Source organism: Marinobacterium sp. xm-d-579, from assembly GCF_013282935.1.
Lineage (GTDB): Bacteria > Pseudomonadota > Gammaproteobacteria > Pseudomonadales > Balneatricaceae > Marinobacterium_E.
Genome location: NZ_WBYP01000002.1, coordinates 331159 through 356788, shown reverse-complemented (window position 1 = coordinate 356788; position 25630 = coordinate 331159). Strand labels below are relative to the sequence as shown.

The 25630-nt window shown below is 47.9% G+C and carries 17 protein-coding genes and 1 tRNA gene; 6 read left to right on the top strand and 12 right to left on the bottom strand.

The window, feature by feature from the left end; all coding sequences use genetic code 11:
* Nucleotides 1–33: 33 nt before the first annotated feature.
* Nucleotides 34–900 (top strand): ribokinase, encoded by an 867-nt coding sequence (locus tag XMD579_RS05360; RefSeq protein WP_173484506.1) that lies wholly within the window; start codon nucleotides 34–36, stop codon nucleotides 898–900.
* Here the strand turns inward: XMD579_RS05360 and recD are convergent.
* The 7 genes from recD to XMD579_RS05325 form a co-directional block, all read right to left on the bottom strand.
* A complete protein-coding gene (recD, locus tag XMD579_RS05355; RefSeq protein ID WP_173494424.1) occupies nucleotides 897–2741 on the bottom strand; it encodes an exodeoxyribonuclease V subunit alpha in 1845 nt (614 codons plus the stop codon). The genes XMD579_RS05360 and recD overlap by 4 nt on opposite strands.
* Nucleotides 2728–6396 (bottom strand): exodeoxyribonuclease V subunit beta, encoded by a 3669-nt coding sequence (recB, locus tag XMD579_RS05350; protein WP_173505997.1) that lies wholly within the window; start codon nucleotides 6394–6396, stop codon nucleotides 2728–2730. Before recB ends, recD begins: the two co-directional genes overlap by 14 nt.
* Entirely contained in the window at nucleotides 6393–9791 is a 3399-nt protein-coding gene (gene recC, locus XMD579_RS05345; protein WP_173505996.1) for an exodeoxyribonuclease V subunit gamma, read from the bottom strand. Before recC ends, recB begins: the two co-directional genes overlap by 4 nt.
* A 57-nt stretch (nucleotides 9792–9848) precedes the next feature.
* Complete coding sequence (locus XMD579_RS05340) at nucleotides 9849–10586, bottom strand: spermidine synthase (RefSeq protein ID WP_173505995.1); 738 nt, start codon at nucleotides 10584–10586, stop codon at nucleotides 9849–9851.
* A complete protein-coding gene (locus tag XMD579_RS05335; RefSeq protein ID WP_173480886.1) occupies nucleotides 10576–11712 on the bottom strand; it encodes a sensor histidine kinase in 1137 nt (378 codons plus the stop codon). Before XMD579_RS05335 ends, XMD579_RS05340 begins: the two co-directional genes overlap by 11 nt.
* Before the next feature lie 36 nt (nucleotides 11713–11748).
* Complete coding sequence (locus XMD579_RS05330) at nucleotides 11749–12165, bottom strand: DsrE family protein (protein ID WP_173484500.1); 417 nt, start codon at nucleotides 12163–12165, stop codon at nucleotides 11749–11751.
* 88 nt (nucleotides 12166–12253) lie between these two features.
* On the bottom strand, nucleotides 12254–15139 hold the full coding sequence (locus XMD579_RS05325) for a chemotaxis protein CheB (RefSeq protein WP_173505994.1): 2886 nt from the start codon (nucleotides 15137–15139) through the stop codon (nucleotides 12254–12256).
* Between the two features lie 148 nt (nucleotides 15140–15287).
* On the opposite strand from XMD579_RS05325, the gene XMD579_RS05320 reads away from it, so the two are divergent.
* Nucleotides 15288–15364: transfer RNA gene (locus tag XMD579_RS05320), tRNA-Val, on the top strand.
* 245 nt (nucleotides 15365–15609) lie between these two features.
* Nucleotides 15610–16581, top strand: a complete 972-nt coding sequence (locus tag XMD579_RS05315) for a TauD/TfdA family dioxygenase (protein WP_173495540.1) — start codon at nucleotides 15610–15612, stop codon at nucleotides 16579–16581.
* A gap of 135 nt (nucleotides 16582–16716) precedes the next feature.
* Here XMD579_RS05315 and uvrB read toward each other — a convergent pair whose 3' ends face one another.
* Nucleotides 16717–18747, bottom strand: coding sequence for an excinuclease ABC subunit UvrB (gene uvrB, locus XMD579_RS05310; protein WP_173505993.1), 2031 nt, complete (start codon nucleotides 18745–18747; stop codon nucleotides 16717–16719).
* Nucleotides 18748–18881: 134 nt separating this feature from the next.
* Between uvrB and XMD579_RS05305 the strand changes: the two genes are divergently transcribed.
* The 3 genes from XMD579_RS05305 to arsJ all read left to right on the top strand — a co-directional run bounded on the left by XMD579_RS05305 (nucleotide 18882) and on the right by arsJ (nucleotide 22683).
* Nucleotides 18882–20066 (top strand): pyridoxal phosphate-dependent aminotransferase, encoded by a 1185-nt coding sequence (locus XMD579_RS05305; RefSeq protein ID WP_173484498.1) that lies wholly within the window; start codon nucleotides 18882–18884, stop codon nucleotides 20064–20066.
* A gap of 129 nt (nucleotides 20067–20195) precedes the next feature.
* Nucleotides 20196–21479, top strand: a complete 1284-nt coding sequence (locus XMD579_RS05300) for a TolC family outer membrane protein (RefSeq protein WP_173494419.1) — start codon at nucleotides 20196–20198, stop codon at nucleotides 21477–21479.
* Between the two features lie 4 nt (nucleotides 21480–21483).
* Nucleotides 21484–22683 carry an organoarsenical effux MFS transporter ArsJ gene (arsJ, locus tag XMD579_RS05295; RefSeq protein WP_173494418.1) on the top strand — a complete coding sequence of 400 codons (1200 nt, stop codon included), beginning with the start codon at nucleotides 21484–21486 and terminating at the stop codon, nucleotides 22681–22683.
* Between the two features lie 10 nt (nucleotides 22684–22693).
* Here arsJ and XMD579_RS05290 read toward each other — a convergent pair whose 3' ends face one another.
* The 4 genes from XMD579_RS05290 to apbC all read right to left on the bottom strand — a co-directional run bounded on the left by XMD579_RS05290 (nucleotide 22694) and on the right by apbC (nucleotide 25598).
* Nucleotides 22694–23482 (bottom strand): hypothetical protein, encoded by a 789-nt coding sequence (locus XMD579_RS05290; protein ID WP_173505992.1) that lies wholly within the window; start codon nucleotides 23480–23482, stop codon nucleotides 22694–22696.
* Nucleotide 23483: 1 nt separating this feature from the next.
* Nucleotides 23484–24128 (bottom strand): hypothetical protein, encoded by a 645-nt coding sequence (locus XMD579_RS05285; protein ID WP_173480877.1) that lies wholly within the window; start codon nucleotides 24126–24128, stop codon nucleotides 23484–23486.
* A 1-nt stretch (nucleotide 24129) separates the two neighbouring features.
* The gene (gene dcd / locus XMD579_RS05280; RefSeq protein ID WP_173480876.1) at nucleotides 24130–24696 is read right to left on the bottom strand and encodes a dCTP deaminase; all 567 of its coding nucleotides are present in this window, start codon (nucleotides 24694–24696) and stop codon (nucleotides 24130–24132) included.
* 74 nt (nucleotides 24697–24770) lie between these two features.
* Entirely contained in the window at nucleotides 24771–25598 is an 828-nt protein-coding gene (apbC, locus tag XMD579_RS05275) for an iron-sulfur cluster carrier protein ApbC (protein ID WP_371731518.1), read from the bottom strand.
* Between the last annotated feature and the right edge of the window lie 32 nt (nucleotides 25599–25630).

Below are 25630 nucleotides of genomic sequence, written 5' to 3'. Positions count from 1 at the left end.
ATATCGTTGGCTGAACTCATTAAGGATTCGTGAATGGCCATTTACAACCTAGGCTCAGTCAACATAGATTACTTCTACTCACTGCCCCACCTAGTTAGGCCGGGTGAAACACTCGCAGCCAATAACTTTACACAGGGGTTGGGTGGCAAGGGTGCCAACCAGAGTGTTGCCATTGCTAAAGCGGGTGGTCGCGTTAAGCATATAGGTGCGATGCACCCTGCAGATAAACGATACTTCGACCAATTAGAAGCGTTAAATATCGATACGACCCACCTATTTATGTCGGAAACGCCAACAGGTCATGGCATTGTTATGGTCGATGAAGAGTCGGCTGAGAATCAAATCCTTGTCTACCCAGGTGCTAACTTTGCTATTACCGAACAGATGGTAGATGAGGGCTTAAAGGATGCAACCGCGTCTGATTGGGCGCTCTGTCAAAACGAGACCTCGCAAACTGAACACTTCATGAAATGCGCAAAGGCTAAAGGGATGAAGCTCTGCTATTCAGCAGCCCCCTTCGACGCAGATAAGACCCTAGTGATGCTCCCGTTAATCAATATGTTGGTCGTCAATGAGATTGAGGCCAAGGATTTAGAGCGCGCATTGAACCGCCCGATTAAAGAGTGCGGCGTTGATCATATTCTAGTGACACTGGGTAGTCGTGGTGTTCGATATATAGGCTCAGAGGATGAGTTTATACTGCCCTCACCCACTGTCGACGCCGTTGATACGACCGGGGCCGGTGACACATTTCTGGGGCTTTTCCTCGCGCGCTATGACCAAACCGGGGATCTTAAAGCATCACTTCACTTTGCGGTTACCGGTGCGGCGATACAGGTGACACGCCCAGGGACAGCGGATGCTATTCCCTCTTTAGAAGAGATTGAATTAGCCCTTTAATCGGTTAAGCGATGATAAAGCCCACTGGCTCTATCGGTCTGTGTACTGATTGTCTGCTGTGTCACACTGCTGTTCATCTCGATAAGAGTAAATTGTGAACTGGCACGTGTAATGGCGGTGTAGAGAAGCTCTCTACTCAGTACAGGATTCGCTCGACTAGGTGACAGATACGCAACGTGCTTGAACTCCGAGCCTTGTGATTTGTGCACCGTCATGGCGTAAGCCGTCTCTACCGACTCTAAACGAAGGGGGTCGATCCATCGTACCGCATCTCCGCATTCGTTGATAAACGCCACACTAGGCTTGCCCTCTCGCTCTAAACAGACACCCACATCTCCGTTCGCTAGACCTACCGCGTAATCATTGGCAGTAACCATTACTGGACGGCCGATATACCACTCTTGACTCAGATCGATTAGCCCTTTTCTGGCTAATAGGGTCTCACAAATATGGTTAAGCGATTCAACACCCTCTGGTCCGCGACGCAGAGGGGTCAATAACCTAAAGTGGTCAAACAGCCTAAGCACCTCAAGTGGGTCGCAACATGGCTGAGTGAGTTTTCCTAAGTAGCTCGTATAACCCGGTATCTGTGGATCGCTACTTAAGACTCGATCAGCGATCTGCTGACGCAGGTCAGCTCCCGTTTGATAGTGAATATCGCTGTAGGTCTGTCGCCAAACAGCTTGGTAGTCAGTTAAAGACCCCTGGTTGACGGCCTTGGCTAGCTGACCAATGCCAGACTCACTGTTGAAGCGGTGACTGATTTTAAGTTGGCTAACAAAGCCTTCTGGGTTTGTATCACTCTCAACACGGCAGAGGTCTGCCAAGACAGAGCCTGCCTCAACTGAGGCTAACTGATCCTTATCGCCTAATAGAATAAGCTGTGTGCGATCACTCAATGCATCAAGCAGCGCATCGAACAGCTCAATATCCAACATGGATGCTTCATCTACAATCAACAGATCAACCGCCAAAGTATGCCCCTTATGATAACGATTTCTTCGACCAGCCGAAGAGACACCAATGAGTCGGTGGACCGTATCAACTTGAGCGTGTAACCCCTCTCCAAAACCTTCTGGAAGGCGCTCAAGTGCACTCCCAATTGAGGATGACAAACGTGCCGCCGCTTTGCCAGTTGGCGCTGCAAGTGCAATGTCAAAGGTATCACCTTGGTCATCCGCTAGACGTTTAAGTAGCGCCAGCAATTTAACCACTGTCGTCGTTTTACCGGTACCTGGACCACCGGTAATAACTGAAAAACGCTTAATTGCAGACTTTGCACAGGCCTCTCGCTGCCAATCAATGCTGGCGTCATCGTTCGGAAACAGTTGGTTCAGATACTTTTCTAACGAGTCCGTGTTGCTGGAGGGTTTCGATAGACGCTGTTTTAACCGCTCTGCAACGCGAGACTCTACCTGCCACATGCGCCTTAAGTAGAGACGCTCATGATCAAATATTAGGGGGGTATTCTCATCGGGCAGGCCCATCAACGGACTCTGATGAACTGCGTCAAGCCACTCACTCTTTGTTAATTGCTTAAACAGCTCACTGGGTAACGGTATACCGGCTAATTTTGCAAACTCCGGTGGAAGTGCCAGGTAACGATCAGGATCCTTATAGAGGGAGTGAACATCGACACAACTGTGCCCACGCCCTAGCTGATGACTGACTAAGACTAAGGCTAAACCCGCCCATGCCGATTGATTGTCATACAGTTCCGATAGGTGAAGTGCGAGTTCCATATCAATAGAACGAATCCAACCTGCTTCCAACCAAAGCTCTAAGATCTGATTTAGATTCAAATCAGTGTTTGAGTCAGACCATAAATCAACTTGCTGCACTGTCTGCTCCCTGTTTAAACAACTGATCCAAACGCTCGATCTGTTCATAGCTTGGCTTGATTGCTAAACACCCCTCTCCCTCTGGCACGCCACGAAGATAGAGGTAGAGTGCCCCGCCCACTTTCTCATTAAATCCTTTGACTGGATTCTCTCTATATTCAACATCGCGGGCCAACAGCTGTCGATGCAGGGCGAGCAGGTAGATCATCAACTGCAGATCATAACGATGCTCCACCAGTGCCTCTTGCATCTTGGACTCAGTGTAATAGGAGGCATCAGGTCCTAGCCAGTTGGATTTATAATCACATACCCAGTACTGCCCATTCACTTCAAATGTAAGATCAATGAACCCTTTTAACAGGCCATTGATCGTCTGCTGTTCCAATCTCGGCCGCTCTAACTCAGGATAGATTGACTCAATACAGAGCTGATCCAGTTCCGCGACAGAGAGATGATGGGCACTGAAGATAAACTCCATCTCAGCTTGGTAGTGAGATAAGCCTGCAAGTGTCAGCTCAAAGCCAAGAACAATGGGTGTGGTTAGCATCGATTCAAGCCATTGCTCTATCATCAATCCACTCTGATGCCATCGACTTGGCTGTTGCTCAATGCATACGGCACTCTTTATGAGTTCGGAATGGGTCGCGGTTTGAGAAAAACTCTGCTCTGCTGCTCGCTCTAATACTTCATGCAAAAAATTACCTGGAATCGCACCACGCTCAAAGGCGTGAATGGTTCCGGTCTTGGCTTGATCAAAGCGAATTAAATGATCGAACGGCTCCATTTCAGCAATCGATTGATCCAACAAATTCTCTTCGATCTTAGAGTCGACTGCATGAGATTGAGTGCGACTTGCGATGGCAGAGTAACTGGTCATCCACCAAGATTCACGATTAACGGGTAGAGATAAATGTTGGCATTCAGGTGAGAACACACGATCCGTTTTAACCTCTCTTTGTTCAACTTGATCAGAGACCGATTCCAGAAAAACCCCATCTCGCTGGGTCACATTGAGAATGGCCTGACTGAGTGCGTCGTAGAGATCCTCTTTGGACGGTTTTTTAGGAAGTGCCTCGTTGATTCCAAGAAGGCTTGCCATTGCGGATTTCTCAAAACCGTCAACGGCACCCAAGCCTATCCAACAGGCATATTTTGCTCGAGTGAGTGCGACGTACATTAGCCGCACCTCCTCTTCAAGCATCTCCCGTTCACTGAATGGCTTCTCGTGTTTCTGAGTATCTTTATTCAGTTCTTGAACTTTTTGCCCATTAAGACGATAGGTTAAGCCCTTATCACTCACCTTTATGGACTGGCTGCTGACACCAAAGGGGATAAATACAATCGGATACTCTAGCCCTTTGGATTTGTGCATGGTGATGACTTGAACTCGCCCGGAGTCCGATTCCATGCGAATGAGCTGCTCCTCACCTGTACCGCTCGGATTGACGATCTGCTCGCCTAGGTAACGAATAATACCCAGCTCACCATCCACAACCGATACCTGTTTCTGAAGCAATTCAGCCAGGTGCAATAGATTCGTTAAACTTCTCTCTACCCTATTGCCTCGAGTCGCTCTCAATTTACGAGGTAGATCAAACTCGGTGATCAGAGCTCGAATGACGGCCGCAATATTAGTTCGCTTCCAGATCTGATTGAGCTCAACAAAGATCTGACTAATATCGACCCACTCAGACTCAGATTGATTCAGATGCAAGAGTTGGTCACGTGTTAAGCAGAGAACCGGCGAGGCTAACGCAGCCATGATTAACGATTTTGACCGTGGATGAGCTATGGCATTTAGAATTCGCCAAAGATCTTCCGCCTCTTGTGACTCAAACACACTCTCTTTATCAGACAGATAGACTGAAGAGATACCTGATTGATCGAGTGCTGTTCTTACCACTTTAGCTTCAGTGAAATTTCTCACTAGCACGGCAATATCGTCATGCTGTATAGGCTCATCACCCATTGATAGTTCGCCAGCATCTGACCGGTTCAGTAACGAAGCGATTTTGCTTGCGGTATGAGTGGCCAGCGCTTGATGATAACGAGGCTTATTAATGCACTCGCCATCGTCCAAGCAGAACAGATGTAGACCATCGAGCCTCTGATTATTTGAGGTTAGGCTGCTCTTTAAGCCGTTGGCGTTAACCGGATAAAACGGCAGATGATTCACACCATGGACGTCTCTGAAGAGAAAAGCCCCCTTCTCTTTGAGATCAGCATCGACAAAGAGTCCATTAACCGCAGAAATGACCGATTCACTCGAACGATAGTTGGTGCCAAGGGTATAGAGTTTATCTTGGCTCTCCTCTCTCGCCTCGAGATAGGTATGAATATCGGCCCCCCTAAAACTGTAAATGGCCTGTTTTGGATCTCCAATCATGATCCACGCGCAACCATCGACATTTCGATAAAGCGTACTGAATATACTGAACTGCAATGGGTCGGTATCTTGAAACTCATCAATCAACGCAACTGGATACTGTGCACGCACTCTGGAAGCTAAGTTACTCCCTAGTGGCCCTTTAAGCCCCCTCTCTAGAAGGACTAAAAGATCATCAAAATCGAGGGCACCTGTGCTCTCCTTGAGGGTTGTAAAACGCTCTGATACCCAGTCTAAGGCGTGCAGTAAAATGGGTTCGAGTTTTGGGCGACACTGAAGACGGTCTGTATAGGCAGAAAGTAGATCCACTGCTGGGTGATCAGGCAGAGGCTTGCCTTTGTTTAGTTTGCCTTCAAAGGTCAAATATTGAATCAATGAATCCGGACTGTCAGGCACCTCTCCATCAACGGCCCACTGTCGCATCGCCAGAAGCTGATCACTGAAACCAGGCTCTTTAACTCGCCCAGCATTAAAGTGTTTAGCCTCAAACTGGCCTCTCAGTGATGCTTCAATCTGATCAATATTGTCGCGCCAAATAGTCAGCAGTTTAGTGCTACAGCTCTCTAAGTCGTTAAGCCACTCATTGATGGACTGAGCGACAGTGCGAGGATCAACACTCTTATCAATAGGCTCCCCTTTCCAGTGCAGTTTGGCATCGCTTGACAGTGATCGATAGATCCAACTGTAGAGAGCCTCTGGTGACTTCAAGAGCATCCCTATCTGTTCAGCCACTCTGGGCTCTAACACTGAACAGTGAATACGCCAGTAATCTCGACACGCCTCTTCGAGTTGGGACAAGCCATCATCACCCAGTTGGAGATCAAACAGAGTATTAGAGTCGAACGCATGTGCTGTCAGCATGCGCTGCGCCCAACCATGAATGGTGAAAATTGCCGCTTCATCCATCCAGTCAGCGGCGCGTTCCAATTTCAATGCGCAGCCTTCCCACTCCTCAGGGGGATAACTCTGCATCAATGCAGAGGTAAAGTGATCGTCACTCTGCTCTAGTTCCCTAAACACCCGTGCTGTCGTGCTTAAGTTACTGCGAATACGGTCTCGCAATTCGAGAGTCGCGGCATTGGTAAAGGTTACGACCAAAATTTCGGGTGGTAGTAGCTCTCTTGTGAAAGCCTGATCGCCGCCATGACCAAGCACCAAGCGAACATAGAGGGCCGCCAAGGTATAGGTTTTACCAGTACCCGCACTCGCTTCGATCAAGGATGCGCCTGAGAATGGGAACTCTAGTGGGTTCAGTGGCATAGGAATCATCGGCTACCCTCGCGCCAAATATCACTGTAATCAATCAGTGGCGAGTAGAGGCGCGCCGCAAAATCCGCTAATCCAGCCTCTTTGATCTGTTCAAAACTCTCCCAGAGTTGAGCCAATTCAGGCTCACGTTGCCGTTCATTAAAGGTGAACTCACCCTCAAACTGAGTGGCAGCCTGTGACTCGCCCTTATTTAACAGAGCCAGCGAGGTTCTAGCCGCGATCGGTTTGGGGCTTTCAAGCATCTCTCGACGCGCTTGATCTAAGGCTTCAAGCAACCGGATCGCTTCATGAGACTCAACTACTCTAAGGTAGGTCACAGCATCAGGACCAATGAAATAAGTGGTCGTAGGCCCTAAGCAGGCATTTAAGAGAAGGTGTTTTGGCCAACTGCCCAACATGCGATCCTGTTTGACCGCTCCTTTCTCAATGGCTGCTCCGCTAAGCTCAACCACAGTGGCCCACTGCTTTTCTAGCTGGTAAAGAGCACCAGTTTCACCGGTAATAGTCGCACCACTCAACGCAAGATGAAGCTTAAGACTGTCCAGCTGCTGCCAATCGTATCGATCGATGAGCCAATCAAGATGTCGACAGATCGATCCCAGGTGGCTCTTTATAGCCCTAACAGGTTTTTCCGCGTAACCACCCCAGGGTAAAGTACCTAGATCTTTCAACCGATCAACAACAGACTCTATCTTGACCTCACGATCCTCTTTGTTGGGGTATCCGAGCAGTTCTAAGGCTGCCGACTTGAGCAGATGATCATCAAGCTTAGAGATCACGAAGGGTTCACTCTCCTGCGACTGCTCTTTCGGTTGTGGCAGTGAGGTTCCAATCAGTGAATGGTAGTAGTATCGGGCAGGTGCTTTGTAAAAACGATTGAGCTCGTCAATGGACAGCTGCAGATCTAGCTGAACCGATGCTGCAACAGAGCTCAGGTCTGAATCAGGCTGATGCACTGCTAGCCACTCATGAGCAAAGGTGTTTAAGGCAGAGTTTTGATCAAAATAGTCCTGTGCGAATGGCTGCAGAGGGTGTTTGTCCGTTAACAGGTCTAATATAGGTACTGCCATGTCAGGATTGACCCAATGCGCATCAATAAAATCTCGCAGCTGAGCAACCAAGACCGAGGGTGGTCGTTCACTATTGTCCACCGCACTGCGCCCTACCCAACTGATTGAAAGCGACTCCCTCGCTGATAGCAAGGCTTCAAGAAAGAGGTATCGATCATCGTCCCTGCGAGAACGATCACCCGGTCTAAAGAGTGACGAGCGCGCCATTAAATCAAAGTCGTTTCTAACCTGGGGTCGAGGGTAAGCGCCGTCCTGCATACCCAGTAGATAGATCCGTTTAAAGGGAATCGCACGCATTGGCATGAGGGTCGCAAAAGTGACGCCGCCGGACATAAACCGACGGTTAAGATCAGGGGCATCCAAAGCATCAAGCAGAAGCTGACTGAACAGATGGAGCGGGACAGGTTCTGATACTTCAGCTGAGGCGGATCGCTCCTGTATCGCCTTAAGTTCAGTCAACAGCGACGACTCAATCATCTGCTCATCAGGTTCGATGCAATCGAATATCTGCGTCATCAGGCGCTCAATTCGTTCCACCCACAGGTCAAGTGTATGGTGATTCTCGATAAAACTGGCCCACTCAGAGAACACCCTTAAGAGTTGCGCCAGCGATCCTACGGCATTGGCACTGACCCCTTTAACTGACGTCAGAGGCACCACGCCTTTGACCCCGTCAGATTCGCCTAAGGCATAACCGGTCAGCAATCGGCGCAAGCCAAACAACCAAGAGTTCTGCTCTATTCCAGTAGTGACACCCAATAGAGATCGATGTTGTGCATTTAATCCCCATCGAACACCCGCATCATTGATCCACTCTTGAAGTGTCGCTAAAGACTCAGTATCAAATTGGAACTTGCGCCGTATTGAAGGCACATCTAACAACTCAAATAGGACCGTAACGCCCATGCGTTGGGTGTTTAGTGTCAAGAGACGCTCGAGTGCACCGATCATTGAGTGGGTTGAAGAGCGACTTTGATCGCTAATGCTAAAGGGGATGAAGCGTTCATCACTGGTTGAAAGTCGGCCAAACACGCTTTCGATCTGAGCACGATAATCATCCACATTCGGTACCATGACCAAGATATCGCGCGGACGTAAGCTTGGATCATCCCTCAACGCGCCGATCAATTGATCTTGCAGGATATCTACCTCGCGTTGTGCGCTGTAAGCTTCAACAAAACGCAAACTCTGATCACCACTGGTTAATACCCTTGGTTCGAACTGAGGTGACTCAAGCTCGAGTATGTCATGCTGTATTTGGTGCAACAAACTGTTAGGTGTGGCTTCATCTTCAAACAGATCGATTCGATTTAAACCAAACTGACTCTGGAAAGAGTGACTCTCATCATAGAGATCCAACAGACGAACAAAATCGCGCCCCTGTTTACCCCAGGCCGCTAGCAGTGGCTGGGATGGATGCTCAATGGCGAATAGATCCTCTGCAGGTTTTTCTAACTGTCTTCGATTCTTAGCCGTTAACAGGTCGCGACCATCAATGATATCGGCCCAGTAGTGCTTACAAGGATTAAGAACACAGAAAAGAATCTGGATATGCTGTGATAAGGCATCAATCGCCTCTAGGGCTTGTTTAGGCAGCGACGAGACGCCAAATATGATCAATCGTTTAGGCAGTTTTGTCCGATCAACATGACCTTCTGAGCAGATTTGCAAAAAGCGTTGGTGTACAACAGGACGAGAGAGTGATTGTTCTAAACCCAAATCGTCACAGATGAGTTGCCATAAAAGCGACTGCCAGCAATCATCCGCCGCAAGGGGTAATGAACGATTTTGGGCGTCAGTAACCTGCTCACCACCCTCTGCCCAATGGTTCAGCCAATCGCCACGATAGATCTGATATTGATCGTAAAGATCCGCCAACTGCTGTGCCAACTGCCAACGCCTCTGTTGATCAGTGTCGTCCTTCAGAAACTGAATGAGAGGTTCGAAAGGTGCGGTTTGAGGTAAGCGATTGAGTAATCTGAATAGACGCCAGCTTAAGCGTGGTTTATCAAATGGAGAGACTTTAGGAACGGCTTCTTCACCCAGTACCGCTCGATAAGCGCGCCAGATAAACATAGAGGGTAGAGAGAATTGGATGTTAGCGGCAATACCCACACCGCCCTGCTCTCTATCTTCAGCTAGGGCAAACTTAATCCACTGTCCAATACCGTTGCTTTGAACCAGCATCTCCTCTTTATCGAAAAGATCCAACGGATGATTGGCAAGCCACTCAACCAAGACTGATTTCAGAGTCTCTTGACGGTTTGAGTGAAGCATAACCAAACCCGGTTCTGGTCGGTTTTGACTGGCGTATGACTGATCCATTCACTCTCCCTGATAAAGATCTCCCATTGTCTCAATCAGGATAGAAAAAACAAGCATTTAGACGATTTGCCTGACTCGTTTAGCGATGGTGTTTACAGCAAAGCCAGCACGTGAACTCAGCTCTTTAATCCGACTCTTCATCTGAGAGCTGCTAACATCAACGGGCCCGTTCGTCGCAAAAAGAACCCAGTTACCATCGCCCGTAGTACAACTAAAAAGAGAATCGAATCGTTCACGCAGCCTGTCTAAAATCTCCACTTCACGATGATCACTCCAGCAGTTAAGCACCAACCAACCCTTTTGAGTCATTCGTGCCACTGCCGCATCGATAAACACCGCTTCAACTTGAATCTCATTTAATCCCTCAGAGGTGTATAAATCCGCAGTGATCAGATCAAACTTACGTTTTACTGGTCTTTGCAGATATTCATAGGCATCAGACACCTCAATGTTGATTCGTTTAGACCGAGGCAGATAGAAGTACCTGTGAGCAACCTCAACCACCTCAGGACTGATCTCAACAATCTCCTGTTTCACATTTGGCAAAATGGAGTGAAGCGCCCCATTCAGAGAGCCAGCTCCCAAACCTAGCGAGAGAGCACGGTTAGGAGAAAGATATAGAAGAGGATAGATCATCGCCCTTATAAAGGCATATTGAGGCACTTCTGGAGACTGTTTAAGGATACAGCTCTGCTCATCGGTTTCACCAAAGCTCAAATAGCGACAGTTTCCATCATCCAAAACAATGACAGTGCCAAACTCATCATGGCCGCGATAGATCTCTTTAGGCAGCATGACAACGATAGATCACGGTAGTACCTATGCCCAACTGACTGTCTAGCGTTAATTCAGCATTGTGTTGTCGTGCAATACCCTGCGCCAAACTCAACCCCAACCCTAATCCAGATCCAATAGATCGCGTGGTATAGAAGGGATCAAAGGCTCTCGCTCTCTGCTCATCACTAATGCCAACACCGCTGTCTTTAACCGATATCTCTATCTCACCACCCACTAAGCGACCTTGTATCCTGATCGTGCTCACCTCTTGAGACGCCAACACAGCATTCTCTATTACAGCGGCAAACATCTTCTCTAACTGTTTTGGATCGGCCACAACAAACAAGGCTTCAGGAAGCGACAATGTAGCTCCTTTAGGTAGAAGCTGAGTCAGCAAACTATTCAGATCAACAGACTGTCGCTGCAAACCCTGTTCGGAGTTGAATCTGAGCAACCCCTCGACTATCGATTGTATTCTGGTTACCCCCTGCAGTGACTCACGGGAAACCTCTTCGAGTTCATCAATCAATTCAGAGAAGTGGTGCCTGTTAAACCAATCTCTTAACTGAGGCAAGCTGGTCTCAGAGGAGTTAAGCAGCTCATTCAGTGTTGATAGTAGTGATGTTTGACTCGAAACATAATCCAAATTAGATCGCACAAACGCTAAGGGGTTATTGATCTCATGTGCCGCCCCGCTGGCTAGCTGTGCTACAGAGGAAAGCTTTTCAGCGGCAATGCGTTGCTCATTAATGGTTAGCAACTGCTGTCTAAGCAGAATATTTCGCTGCCCAACGGACAAGCGAGCCGCTAGCTCATCACGATTAATCGGTTTGGTTACGTAATCATCGGCCCCTGAAGAGAGACCATCAACAAGACTGGTTGTCTCGTCTCGACTGGTTACAAGAATGATGTGAATTGCTAGATGGGGATAAGCTAAGCGTATCTTTTCACAGAGGTCTGGGCCTGACAGACCTGGCATCTCCCAATCGAGTAGTAGTAGAGAGGGAGTGAGCCCATGTGATTGAATGTGCTCCCACAACTGGTCACCGGTTTCAAAAACACTAGGGTTATGGCCAATTTGTCTGGCTACAAATTCAAGCTGCGCCCTAAACGTTGGGCTGTCATCAGCAATCAGAAGCTGCATGTGAAATCTCAATAGAGGGGCCGAAGCCCCTTAGCGTTAAGGGCGTAAGTAAGCATAACCCTCTTTCTGAAGCTCCATCAAACGCACGACGCCAGAGGGTACTTTTTTGGCTTCACTCAGCAACACCAAATCCTTGCCAGCTTTCTTGCTCATTTTTGTATAAGTGTTATTACACGCCGAAAACTTGAAACTCTCATCCATACCTAGAGTTTCCAGACGCTCTTTTACCGGCGAATTTTCAAGATACATGTTTAAACCAGGGCCATAGGCAACCAGTTCAACAATCACATCATCACCTTTCGCTGAATAGTAAGCTTTAACATTTTGCGCATTGTTTAGTGCTAAGTTCATTACTTTAGGATCGTTTTCATCAACATGAATTGCGAGACGTTGAGTGTCAGCGAACGCTGAAGTTGAAACTAAAGCTGCAGCGAGTAGAAGTGTTTTTTTCATGGTAAAACCCTGTTTTTTTTAGTTATAAAAAAGCCCCGGCACTGCCGAGGCTTTCATTTTTAGAATCATAGGGTTAATTAGTCAAGCACTAGTCAATAACCCTAATGATTGAAGTGATGATATCGTGCTCATGGGCATCAACCTCTTCACGTTTAGCAACGTCATGAACTTTGACGATTGAGCCATCTCGACGTTTGATCTTGTAGGTCATGTCCCAGCCTTGCGTCTCACTGTCCTTGTAGTGATTAGCGACACGCTCCCTATCACCATGATCAACGATATCTAGGAAGGTTTCAGAATCTCTTAAGAGAACATCAGAGTTACGCATTGTGATCTGCTCTAAGCGCTGAGATACATGCAGGATCTTTGCAAAGCCTGGTGCTAGGATCATAACGCCTTCTGAAATAACTTTACCGACCTCATTTAACATGGCATCTACGAGAGAGGCATGATCAATCGATTCACTCAATTTGGTGGTTTCGGTAAAGGTCAGTACAGCACCCGAAATAATTCCTTGATCACGGCGATATGGGCTGATGTTCATAAGGTATTTTTCACCTTTACTTTCCAACTCCCGGCGCACAGGAGAGCCTGACTGGATGACATTATCCAGAAGCTTTTCAAAATCTGGAACATCAATGTGACGAGGCAGCTTAGTCAACTTATGGCCTACATCGTCCGGCAAAATACCGAAGAGTCGAACGGCTTGCGGTGTGAATCGAGCGACGCGATGATCAGTATCCACCACGATCAAACCCATATCCAATGAGCGCTGAATATTCACTAAGGTTTCATTACTGTCAGTCAACAGAATCGATTTAGCCTGTAACTCGTCGTTAACGGTAGTTAACTCTTCGTTGGTGGCTTGCAACTCCTCGTTAGTCGTTTCCAACTCTTCATTAGAAGCCTGCAGCTCCTCGGTCGACGCTTGCAACTCTTCATTTAGAGCCTGAAGCTCTTCATTTGAGGTTTCTAGCTCTTCAACAACAGCCTGAAGGTGATCGCGAGTACGTTGTAACTCCTCTTCTAACTCTTCAACCACTCCCGCATCCGCAGAAGCCTTAGGTGGATTATCGGTGCTGACGGCAGGAGTCTCTACAATACGGTTGAAACTCATGAGGTAGGCCTGAGTTTCACTGATGTTATCAACCACGCGTTGAACCGAAATATTAACGGTAGAGGTAACATCATCAGGAAACTTAAATCGCACGATGTGATCAATTTTGTCCTGCTCGCCACGGGAGACCCTATTGATCAAAGCGCGAACCTCGGTCTGTATCTGAGGATGTGACAGACTGACTATGTCAAAGTTAGCTTTACCTGGATTGATTTTTAGGTAGGGAGAGATATCCCCAAAGTACTTAATTGGTTGGAACTGATCACTCAACTGGATACTAGGAGGGGCAAAACTGTCGATCAGTGCTGAAAAGACCTTCTCCTCTATCCGGTGAGCTGGCGTTGGATTATTGGTGTTTTTTAATGACTGAACCGTATTGTTAATACCTTTCACCAATGCACCAGAGAAGCGACCATAAGAGACGGCACCTGGTTTACGCTTGTAGAGCTTGTTCGATTTATCTACAAAATCGAACAGTTTGTCACCCGTTGAACCTATGGATTCAGACTTTCCTAAGAATAGGTAGCCACCAGGGTTAAGAGCGTAGTGGAAATTATTGACCAACTGATCCTGCAGAGGGTTATTCAAATAAATCATTAAGTTACGGCAACTTACAAGATTCATTCTGAGGAAAGAGGGGTCTTTTACTAGATCATGCCTAGCAAACATACACATGTCTCTAACCCACTTTTTAATCCGATACTTATTAGCCTCTAGATCAAAATAGGTACTTAACACTTCAGGTGTAAGGTTTTCTACCGCAGCATCGACATAGACACCCTGCCTAGCGACATCTAGATTGAGCTCATTGATATCAGTAGCAAAGATTTTAACGTTAAATCCTCTTAGAGTTGCCCCTAGACGCTCCGCCAACATAATGGCGATGGTGTAGACCTCTTCACCGGTAGCACAAGCAGGAACCCAAATACGAATGGAACCACTCTGTTCTGCTTGTTTAATGATGTTATCAAGAACTTTACCAAGTGCTTCAAACGCCTCTTCATCACGAAAGAAGCTGGTGACTGAGATCAGAAAGCTACGCTGAACTACCTCCAACTCATCAGGGTCTTTGTCTACATGCGCAAAATAATCATCGATAGAGTTGAGCCTTAACGCTGACATACGGCGCTGAAGTTGGCGCTCAAGCGTTGCGCGTTTGTATTGACGGAAATCCAGGCCAGTCTCTGTCAAAATACGCTCAATAAGAGTGTCGACTGAGACAACCGTCTCTTCATCTTTACCAACAGACTTCAACACCTCAGGACGGTGGTGACTGTCGGATAGGTAATTAGCAATCTCTTCTGGGGAAAGGATTAGATCAGCCAAACGCGCACGGATCGCTGAATTTGGCATGCCATTGTACTTAGCCGTATCCGGTTGTTGAGCAATTGTAATACCACCTGCATCACGCACTTCACGAAAACCCTGCGTACCATCAGAGCCGGTACCCGAGAGAACCACCGCAATGGAACGGCTACCATAATTGATGGCTAAGGATTTAAACAGCTTATCGATAGAGGGCTTAGCACCCACATCATCAGAAGGTAACGAGATATGTAATCGACCATCAACCACTGAGATATCGGTATTGGGAGTATTAACGTAGACAGTGCTGGGTTTAATCTCGACCCCATCTTCAGCGCCAACCACTTCGTAATCACAGTTTTTAGAGAGCAACTCAACCAACAGACTGCGATGCTGAGGCGCCATATGCTGGGCAATAACAAAGGCTAAATGGTTATTGGGTTGGGAGCTTCTTAGAAGGGCTGTAATCGCCTCAAGGCCACCAGCAGATGCCCCCAAAGCTACAACAATTAAACCATCAGACAACTCGGCAGGTCGCCGAGAATCATTCACATTATCCAAAACAGACCTCTAGTATCAGTGTTTATAGATTCAGAATAGTTGAATCATGTAAAAAAGGGAAAGTTATAAAAAAATAATCTGCATCCGTCACTTTACTACTTGCAGAATAAATTTCACACCATAAAATACGCAGCCAAATACGACCGTAGCTCAGTTGGTTAGAGCACTACCTTGACATGGTAGGGGTCGGCAGTTCGAATCTGCCCGGTCGTACCAGACATTAAGCCTCGCATCAGCGGGGCTTTTTTGTGCTCTTCTGTTGGAGTCTTATCGAAGATGAGACGATACCCTATCGCGGCCTTTTCAAGACCGCTCCAACTTATACCCCATACAAAAGTTGAATATTGTTATAGACTTAAACAATCATAATTGTAACAGCAGTTATTTCTAATACTTGGCCTAATCTATTGGCCTTAGCTTTATCACAATAATTAATACTATTTCGTACAGAGGAATTTAGAGTGTCAGTCATTCTTAAAGAGAAATTCGAAGGCCCATCAGCTTGGAAAGGCAAAGATATAAAAGATGATGGATCTTGGATCTACCACTGGTCCGATGAGTCAATCGCCATTCTTGAAAAAGGACTTGCCGCAGTCAAAGCGAAAGGCCTAACTACACCTAACTTCACTAAAGAAGATTTCCCGATCACCGAGCTTGCGGAAGAGATCAACTACTTCAATACCGAGCTTGAGGATGGCAAAGGCTTCATACTTATCCGCGGCCTACCTATTGAGCGTTACACTGACGAAGAGACCGCAATTATCTACTACGGCCTTGGCCTTCATATGGGTATCCCTGTATCACAGAACATCAAAGGCGATATGATCGGCCACGTGAAAGATATCGGTGCAAAAGATCCTAAATCGGTCCGTGTTTATGAAACCAATGAGTATCTACCCTACCACGCAGACCTCTCTGACGTTGTCGGACTATTAAGTCTTCGCAAAGCCAAATCCGGCGGCATGAGCAGCTTGTCTAGCGCCATTACTCTTTTCAATGAGATTCTAGAAAACCATACCGAGTACCTTGGCCTGTTGCACCGCCATTTCCTAATGGAGCACATCAATAATGGTGATGCCGGCCCGGTACCAATTTTCAGTTACTACAAAGGCAAACTGAGTGCGATGCATCTGCGCCAGTACATTGAAATTGCACAAGAGAAAGCTGGACTGCCACTGTCACCAGTAGAGGTAGAAGCCTTTGATCTGGTTGATTCGATCTTGAATGACCCCGATATCCGCTTGGATATGATGATGGAACCGGGTGATATTCAGTTTGCTAATAACTATACAATTTTCCACTCTCGTACTGGCTTTGAAGATTACGAAGAGGAAGATAAGAAGCGTCATCTCCTACGACTTTGGCTGAAGATGCCGAACGCACGAGAGTGTGCACCTGACTTCCCTGGTAAAGAGGGTATCGCTAAGCGATAGTCGGTCTCTGTGTTATAAAAACCTCGCTTTTGCGGGGTTTTTTATTGGTTGTTGGAGTCTTGTCGAAGATGAGATGATTAACCCATCGCGGCCTTTGCAAGACCGCTCCAACAGACCGATCCAATATTTTAGAGGCTAGTCTTGTCCGGTATCAATTGCCGAGTGCTTCAACTGTTCCAACTGATCGCGTAGCTGAGCCGCCTTTTCAAACTCCAAGTTTTTCGCAGCTTCATACATTCTATCTTCCAGTGTCGACAGTGCTTTAGAGAGCTCTTTAGGCGACATCGCTTTGGCAGAGAGCTGGTACTCTGGGGTTGGTTCGGCCGCTTTACGAGCCGACTGTTTACCCACCTTCTTACCTGGAATGGTTGCCCCTTCCATTATGTCAGCAACGGACTTCTGAATGCCTTTTGGCGTAATGCCGTGCTCTTCGTTGAAAGCGATCTGCTTTTCACGACGGCGCGCGGTTTCATCCATCGCGCGCTGCATAGAACCGGTAATTCGGTCAGCATAGAGAATCGCACGACCATTTACATTACGCGCGGCCCGCCCAATGGTCTGAATCATAGAGGTATCCGATCGTAAGAAGCCCTCTTTATCGGCATCAAGAATCGTCACTAGAGAGACCTCCGGCATGTCGATACCCTCACGCAGCAGGTTGATACCAACAAGGACATCAAACTCCCCTATTCGAAGATCTCGTATGATCTCAACACGCTCCACGGTATCGATATCAGAGTGTAAATAGCGCACTTTGACATCATGTTCCGCTAGATACTCTGTTAAATCCTCGGCCATCCGCTTAGTCAGCACAGTTACAATAACTCGCTCACCTTTAGCGACGGTTTTCCGTACCTCCCCAAGCAAGTCATCGACCTGCGTTTGAGCCGGCCTCACTTCAACCACTGGATCGACTAAGCCCGTCGGTCTAACCACCTGCTCAACAATCGCTTGAGCATTAGCCGCTTCATATTTGCTGGGCGTGGCAGAGACAAAAATCATTTGGGGCGCTAGATGCTCCCACTCTTCAAACTTAAGCGGTCGGTTATCCAGCGCTGAGGGTAAGCGGAAACCGTACTCAACCAGCGTCTCTTTTCGTGAACGGTCACCACGATACATAGCACCCAACTGCGGAACGGTGACATGAGACTCATCGATCACCAACAACGCATTATCTGGAAGGTACTCGAACAGTGTCGGTGGCGGTGCACCGGCAGGCTTGCCTGACAGGTAACGCGAGTAGTTTTCAATACCTGAGCAGTAACCTAGCTCGAGGATCATCTCAATATCATAGAGCGTGCGTTGCTCTAACCGCTGCGCCTCCACCAACTTGTTGTTGTCGCGAAGCTGCTTGAGCCTCTCTCGCAACTCCTCTTTGATATGCTCGACCGCCTCAAGCAGTGTCTCGCGCGGAGTAACATAGTGGGTTTTAGGGTAGACCGTTGCACGCGGCACGCGACGCAATACTTCACCGGTTAACGGATCAAACCAGGCGAGCTCCTCAATCTCATCGTCAAACAGTTCAATGCGAAGCGCATCACGATCCGATTCTGCTGGGTAGATATCGATCACATCCCCTCGGACGCGATAGGTACCACGGTGCAAATCAATATCGTTTCGTGTGTATTGGAGCTCCGCCAGTCGACGCAGTAACCCGCGCTGATCAATTCGATCGCCCCGGTCTAAATGGAGCATCATCGCCAAATAGGATTTAGGGTCACCCAAACCGTAAATGGCTGAGACGGTGGCCACGATGATGGCATCGTCTCGCTCTAACAGAGCCTTGGTTGCAGAGAGTCGCATCTGCTCAATGTGATCGTTAACCGACGCATCTTTCTCGATGAAGGTGTCCGACGATGGAACATAGGCCTCAGGTTGGTAGTAGTCGTAGTAGGAGACAAAATACTCTACCGAATTATTTGGAAAAAACTCCTTAAATTCACCGTATAGCTGGGCCGCTAGGGTTTTGTTGTGCGCCAATATGATCGTAGGTCGTTGAACTTCAGCAATGACGTTGGCAACGGTAAAGGTCTTACCCGAACCGGTCACACCCAATAGAGTCTGCGACGCAAGACCCGACTCCAAACCATCCACTAGGCCTGCAATCGCCGTTGGCTGATCCCCTGCAGGTTCAAATTTGGATGAGACTTTAAACGGAGTTTTCATTCATCAGACCTAAAATATTAAAAAACGCGGAGTTATAAGGGTTTCAGGGGATTATAACGGAACTCAAACTCCTATATAATGTGCAACGCTTTATAAAAGCCACACGAACATTTCGTTTTTTGAGGATATTTCGATTGGACGTTCGACTCTCTAACCGCGTCAACAACATTAAGCCGTCACCTACTCTGGCTGTCACTAACCGTGCTGCTGAGCTTCGTGCTGCTGGTCAAAACATTATTGGCCTAGGTGCAGGTGAACCTGACTTTGATACTCCTGAACACATCAAAGCCGCTGCTATTGCAGCCATTAACAAGGGTATGACCAAATACACCGCTGTCGATGGTACACCAGCGCTTAAAAAAGCGATTATTGAGAAGTTCTCAAAAGACAACGGCCTCTCTTACGAGCCAAACCAGATTCTGGTCTCATCAGGCGGTAAACAGAGCTTTTTCAACCTATCACTGGCATTGATCAATGAAGGTGATGAAGTAGTAATCCCAGCACCCTACTGGGTCTCTTACCCTGATATGGTTCTGGTCTCTGACGGTGTGCCGGTCATTGTTCCAACGACTCAGGAACAGCGTTTTAAAATGACTGCTGAGCAGTTAAAAGCGGCTCTAACGGACAAGACTCGTCTTGTTGTTATTAACAGCCCTTCAAACCCAACAGGCGTTGCTTACACGCTTGATGAGCTGAAAGCGCTGGCTGACGTACTGAAAGAGTACCCAGAGGTTCTGATTGCGACGGATGATATGTATGAGCACATTCGTTTCAATGACCAACCTTTTGTGAACATTCTTAATGCAGCACCAGAGCTTTACGATCGCACCATCGTCTTGAACGGTGTCTCTAAGGCCTACTCTATGACGGGCTGGCGTATCGGTTATGCCGCAGGTCCCGCTAAACTCATCGGCGCGATGAAAAAGGTGCAGTCTCAATCGACTTCAAACCCTTGTTCAATTGCACAGGAAGCGGCCCGTGCTGCACTGGAAGGCGATCAGGGTTGTGTTGCTGAGATGGTTGTTGCTTTCAAAGAGCGCCATGAATTTGTCGTTTCAGAACTGAACAAAATCGAAGGTGTTGAGTGCATCCCTGCCGATGGCACTTTCTACGCATTCCCAAGCTTCCAAGGTGTCATCGATGCTCGTTCAGATATCAATGATGATATTGAACTGGCTGAATACCTACTTCAGGAAGCTGGTGTAGCACTGGTACCTGGTTCTGCATTCGGCGCGCCTGGCAATATGCGCCTCTCCTTTGCAACTAGCAAAGAGATACTGGCCGATGCGATAGAGCGAATCGCGAAAGCACTCGCCTAAACAGGTCTAACTGAACTACACTAAACCGGATCTCGTATCCGGTTTTTTTATGTACAGACCTTTGTTATTAATTTAGAAGTTGCTAATATAGCCTTCAATGACCATTTAACGAATTAAACAGGATCTTTTATGAACGCTCGCTTTGCAAAGCAGTCACTTGCGATTTCGATTGCCACCCTGATTTCAGCGTCAACACAGGCTGGTGTTTTGACCGATCTTTACAACAGCGCCCTTAAAAATGACGCCTCTTACCAAGAGAGTCGCGCATCTGCACTAGCAACAGAGACTGGGTATGACATCGCACTGTCTAATCTCTACCCAACGGTTGGTATGACCGCTACTCGATCTACATCGAACCCTTCAGGCAACTCTTCTACGACTAAAGGCATGACTCTGACGATCGATCAGACTCTTTTCAGTATGCCCGCTTGGTACGGTTATAAAGCAGCCAATCAGCTGCCAGAGATCACTCAGCTCTCTATAGAGGCTGCTGATCAGGGCTTGATGTTCCGCCTTGTCTCGACCTATCTTGGTGCTCTTAAAGCCAAAAACGGTCTAGAGGTCGCTGAAGCGCAGGAGCGAGCATTGAAACGCCGTCTAGATCAGGTGAACGCACAGTTCGAAGTGGGCTTAATTGCGATTACCGATGTGCTAGAAGCTCGCGCCTCTTATGATGATGCGCGCGCATCCCTGTTTACAGCACAGAGCGGTGTCGAAAGTGCTCTCGATTCGTTGGAGAAGATGACGGGCGTTAGCAGTGTCGATCTTAAGAAGATTAAAGCGAGTTACCCTATCGAGGGCATTACTGAAGGGTCAGAATCAGAGTGGGTAGAGAAAGCGTTGGCGGGTAATATCGCCCTTCGTCTGAAGAAATTGTCAGAGATTTCAGCCGGCTATGAAGCAGAAGCCTATGCATCTGCTCACCTGCCAACTCTATCATTCCGTTACAACGCACTGAGCGGTGATACTGCTTATGAAACACGTGGTGATTACAACACATCACTAACGCTAAGCATTCCGATCTTTAGCGGTTTTGAAACGACTGCGAACCAAGACAAGTACGCCTACAAACACACCGAAGCACTTTTCGCTTACGAAGGTGAAGTTAAAACGGTTAAAGCCGACACCCGCAAATTACTGCGTGACATCGAAGCGAGTGTTAAAACCGTTGAAGCTCGCAAAGTCGCACTGGAATCTCGTGAAAAAGCTCTAGAAGCAACTTCACAAGGGTTTGAAGTCGGCACACGTAACATCGTTGATGTACTTAACGCTGAAACCGCACTCTACGCTGCTAAAACAGACTACGCTGAAGCGCGTATCGATCACATCGCGCTTGTCACAGAAATGAAATCTACTCTAGGTACACTTAGCCCTGCAGACATTGAGTCTCTTGATAGCTGGCTAGAAGGTTAAGTGTATGAATGGTGCTGTCCGTCAGTACCTGCTAATTACGGGTAATTACTGGGCGTTCACCCTCACGGATGGCGCCCTTCGTATGTTGGTGGTGCTCTATTTCCACCAACTCGGTTACTCTCCTCTTCAGATCGCCTTTCTATTCCTCTTCTACGAACTCTTTGGGGTCGTCACCAATATAGTTGGTGGTTGGCTCGGAGCTCGTATTGGCCTGAATAGGACCATGAACATTGGGCTCGCCTTACAGATTGGCGCACTAGCCATGCTAGCAGTTCCTTCAGCCTATCTCACCATTCCCTGGGTGATGGCCGCCCAAGCGCTTTCCGGCATTGCTAAAGATCTGAATAAAATGAGTGCGAAAAGTGCCATCAAGCAACTGGTTCCTGAAAACGCCGAAAGCTCACTGTTTAAATGGGTCGCACTGCTTACAGGATCGAAAAACACGCTAAAAGGTGTGGGTTTCTTTATGGGTGGTGCCCTGCTAGTCTGGCTAGGGTTTCAAGGGGCGGTTACCGCGATGGCCGCGGTCTTACTGATTGTCTGGATCAGCTCTCTACTGCTGCTAAAAAAGGAGTTAGGTAAAGCGAGCTACAAACCTAAATTCAGAGAGATTTTCTCTAAAAGTGACTCCGTTAATAGACTTTCTGCTGCCCGGTTCTTTCTATTCGGTGCACGAGATATCTGGTTTGTGATTGCACTGCCCGTCTTTCTTGCCGATACCCTTAACTGGGGTGAAGAGGCAACTGGGGCGTTTATGGCAATGTGGATTATTGGCTACGGTATTATTCAAGCATCCTCGCCAAAACTGCTGAATAACAGAGAGCACCCACCCAGTCGTGACCGAGCCGTCACACTAGCAGCCCTGTTAACCCTAGTTCCAACCGCGATTGCTGCTCTACTCTTCGCAGAGGTCGAGCCCACCTGGGTCATAATGGTGGGTTTAGCGCTGTTTGCGCTGATCTTTGCCCTCAACTCAGCCGTTCACAGCTATTTAATTGTTAGCTATGCCAAAGCAGACGGTGTCTCGTTAGATGTGGGGTTCTATTACATGGCTAATGCCATGGGGCGCTTGATCGGCACCCTGCTATCGGGTGCACTGTTTCAGTGGACTGGATTAGGCGTTGCGGGGCTAGTGGCTTGCCTTGCTGGATCTGCGATTATGGTTTTAGCAGCGGCGCTGCTCAGCCGAAAACTGCCAATCTAACCCAACCTTATTAATGCAGTGTCGGTGGCTCTTCATCATCGACAAATAGAGGCTGACCTTCTGAATCCATTCCGATGGCGCCCTTTTCAATGGCATGATCCACCATTTGAGCTACCATCATCTCAGTCAGATGTGCACTAAGAATCATGCCAGCGGGTGGATCTTGATTGAACATCTCGGGATCCACCAATCCATCGTTTCGTAACCCCAACATTAAAGGGTTTTCGGCCAACAGCGGTGCCAAATCATCTGGAGCAAAAACAGCATAGTCCGACGCAATTTTAAGACTGAGCTGATAGGCATCCATCGTCTCACTGCTCAGCGCACTTTCGAAGGCTGTTTCAGCCGCAGCGAACAGATCAGAGAGCTGACTCCGTCCACTTTGCGGAACGAACTCTTTAGGGGTTTTCGTGTAATCGACACCTAAAACGGGTTTGCAGAGGTCCAGTTCATGCGCATCAACCAACAGATCGCCATGCTCATCACGCTCTAACCAGTCGCGCTTGGTCGCAACCATCATTAGACCATCCATACCCGCCGCCACAAGATTGGCACTGATGATCGCTCCGATGGTCGGGTTTGCACCCTCCTCTTCACTCTCGATCAGATCACCGGCACGTGAAGCCAACAGGCGTGGCGCTGATTGAATGAGCTCTACTAACTCGTCAGCTGGCAAGGCTAAACGCCTATGAGCAAGCTGGTGAGCCGTTTTAAAGGGGTAGCTGTGGCCGTTAGCCTCCATCTCTTTGAGATAGGCTTCGCGAAGGTCATCAAGCAGTTCGGTCAACTTGTCACTCATATTAGTGCAGATTGATACCAATGGGTTTAATGTCAGATTTAATCTGATCAAATTCAGATCTGAGCTGGGATAGCGGCGATAGCCCAAAATCACGTGGACAGGCTGGAAGTTCATACCAATCCAAGGCCCAAATTCGCACCATAATCTCGTACTCACCAATCAGCGCATCCAGTAGAATCATGACTGCCTCAACTCGCGGATCCATATCGAGCACGGTCGGTGCATCTTCCATGTAGATTGCGAGCTCTAACTTGCCATTGATGGTGCGCAGTGAATACCAGTAGTCGTTGATCTCACAGAGCTCTCCGCCCAGATCGACGGTGCGTGGCACAGGATCATGACGCTCATTGAAGGCGCGTACTTGGAAGCCATTCAGTTTAGGCGCAGCACCGACCAGTGTTAACACACTGTGAATCGACTCTGGGTAGCCATCACAACCAAAGACCAACTGAACAGGACCATCCTCTTGATTACGCTCAAAATGGAACGTCAGGTTAGAGTCGATCTCTTTCAGTGTCGGTCTGTAATCCATAAGCACACGCTCACCTTGCTCAGCGAGCTGCTCGAGCGTGGCGTGTTGAAGGGCATCTAGGGTAATCGCAAGATCATCCCAAAAGGCTTTAATACTATCGACTTGTTCTTGCATATTAAGTGCGTGGTAAGGTCACACCCGTTTGACCCTGGTATTTACCACCACGATCACCGTAGGAGACTTCACACACTTCATCACCGCCAATAAAGAGCATCTGAGCTACACCCTCGTTGGCATAGATCTTAGCAGGCAGCGGCGTGGTATTAGAGAACTCAAGTGTCACGTGACCTTCCCACTCTGGTTCGAGCGGTGTGACGTTCACAATGATGCCACAACGTGCGTAGGTACTTTTACCCAAGCAGATTGTTAGCACATCACGGGGGATCTTGAAGTATTCAACAGTGCGAGCCAGTGCAAAGGAGTTTGGCGGGATGATACAGACATCCGACTTCACATTAACAAAGCTCTCGCTGTTGAAGTCTTTAGGGTCGACAACCGATGAGTTGATGTTGGTGAAGATTTTAAACTCGTCAGCACAACGAACATCATAGCCGTAGCTAGACGTACCGTATGAGACGATCTTTTCACCATTCACTTCACGAACCTGACCCGGCTCAAACGGATCAATCATCTGTTGCTGTTCCGCCATGCGACGGATCCACTTATCGGCTTTGATACCCATTACTTATCACCTAAAAAGAAAACCGCGAAATAATAGCAAAAAAGGCTCCAGAAATAGAGCCTTTTCTTTACACATCAATCATCCATGATGTTGATGAAAGGCGCCTCAGCCTGTGTGTGATTGGCAAGCACTTCACTGACGGAAGCCGCAACCCTTTGATAGAGGCTGGCATACTCAGATTCAGGTTCGGCAATGACGATGGGTGTGCCCGAGTCGGCCTGCACGCGAATTGGCATTGCCAAAGGTAACTGACCCAAGAGCTTGGTTTGATACTGCTCTGCCATCTTATCACCGCCACCTTCCCCAAAAATGGGGTCAACATGACCGCAGTTTGAACAGACGTGCACGCTCATGTTTTCAATGATGCCTAGCACTGGAATATCGACCTTACGGAACATCTCAATGCCCTTCTTGGCATCAAGCAGCGCAATATCCTGAGGCGTGGTTACGACGATGGCACCATCGACCGGTACCTTTTGCGACAGCGTCAATTGAATGTCACCTGTACCAGGCGGCATATCGATCAGCAGAAGATCCAAATCATCCCATTGTGTCTGCATCAACAGCTGCTGAAGCGCACTACTTACCATGGGACCACGCCACACCATAGGTGTATCTTCATCGATCAAATAACTGATCGACATAGTCTGAATGTCGTGCGCGACGACGGGAATAAAGTACTTCTCTTCAGCTGTTTTCGGGCGAGTACCTGCAGGTACACCAAACATCATTGCTTGGCTGGGACCGTAAATATCAGCATCCAACACGCCGACACGAAGACCCTGTACAGATAGAGCAGCTGCCAGGTTAGCTGTGACCGTCGACTTACCCACTCCGCCTTTACCAGAGGAGATCGCGACAATTTTTTTAACACCCGCAAGATTTTCAAGTTTCTGAGACACGGTACCACCCAAACATAATAACCAAGTAATTT

Bases quoted from the DNA above. Each gene is read 5' to 3' on its own strand.
- XMD579_RS05335 (WP_173480886.1), bottom strand. From the start codon at position 11,712: ATGCAGCTTCTGATTGCTGATGACAGCCCAACGTTTAGGGCGCAGCTT.
- arsJ (WP_173494418.1), top strand. From the start codon at position 21,484: ATGAATGGTGCTGTCCGTCAGTACCTGCTAATTACGGGTAATTACTGG.
- recC (WP_173505996.1), bottom strand. From the start codon at position 9,791: ATGGATCAGTCATACGCCAGTCAAAACCGACCAGAACCGGGTTTGGTT.
- XMD579_RS05330 (WP_173484500.1), bottom strand. From the start codon at position 12,165: ATGAAAAAAACACTTCTACTCGCTGCAGCTTTAGTTTCAACTTCAGCG.
- XMD579_RS05360 (WP_173484506.1), top strand. From the start codon at position 34: ATGGCCATTTACAACCTAGGCTCAGTCAACATAGATTACTTCTACTCA.
- XMD579_RS05290 (WP_173505992.1), bottom strand. From the start codon at position 23,482: ATGAGTGACAAGTTGACCGAACTGCTTGATGACCTTCGCGAAGCCTAT.
- dcd (WP_173480876.1), bottom strand. From the start codon at position 24,696: ATGGGTATCAAAGCCGATAAGTGGATCCGTCGCATGGCGGAACAGCAA.
- XMD579_RS05340 (WP_173505995.1), bottom strand. From the start codon at position 10,586: ATGCTGCCTAAAGAGATCTATCGCGGCCATGATGAGTTTGGCACTGTC.
- XMD579_RS05300 (WP_173494419.1), top strand. From the start codon at position 20,196: ATGAACGCTCGCTTTGCAAAGCAGTCACTTGCGATTTCGATTGCCACC.
- uvrB (WP_173505993.1), bottom strand. From the start codon at position 18,747: ATGAAAACTCCGTTTAAAGTCTCATCCAAATTTGAACCTGCAGGGGAT.
- XMD579_RS05285 (WP_173480877.1), bottom strand. From the start codon at position 24,128: ATGCAAGAACAAGTCGATAGTATTAAAGCCTTTTGGGATGATCTTGCG.
- recB (WP_173505997.1), bottom strand. From the start codon at position 6,396: ATGATTCCTATGCCACTGAACCCACTAGAGTTCCCATTCTCAGGCGCA.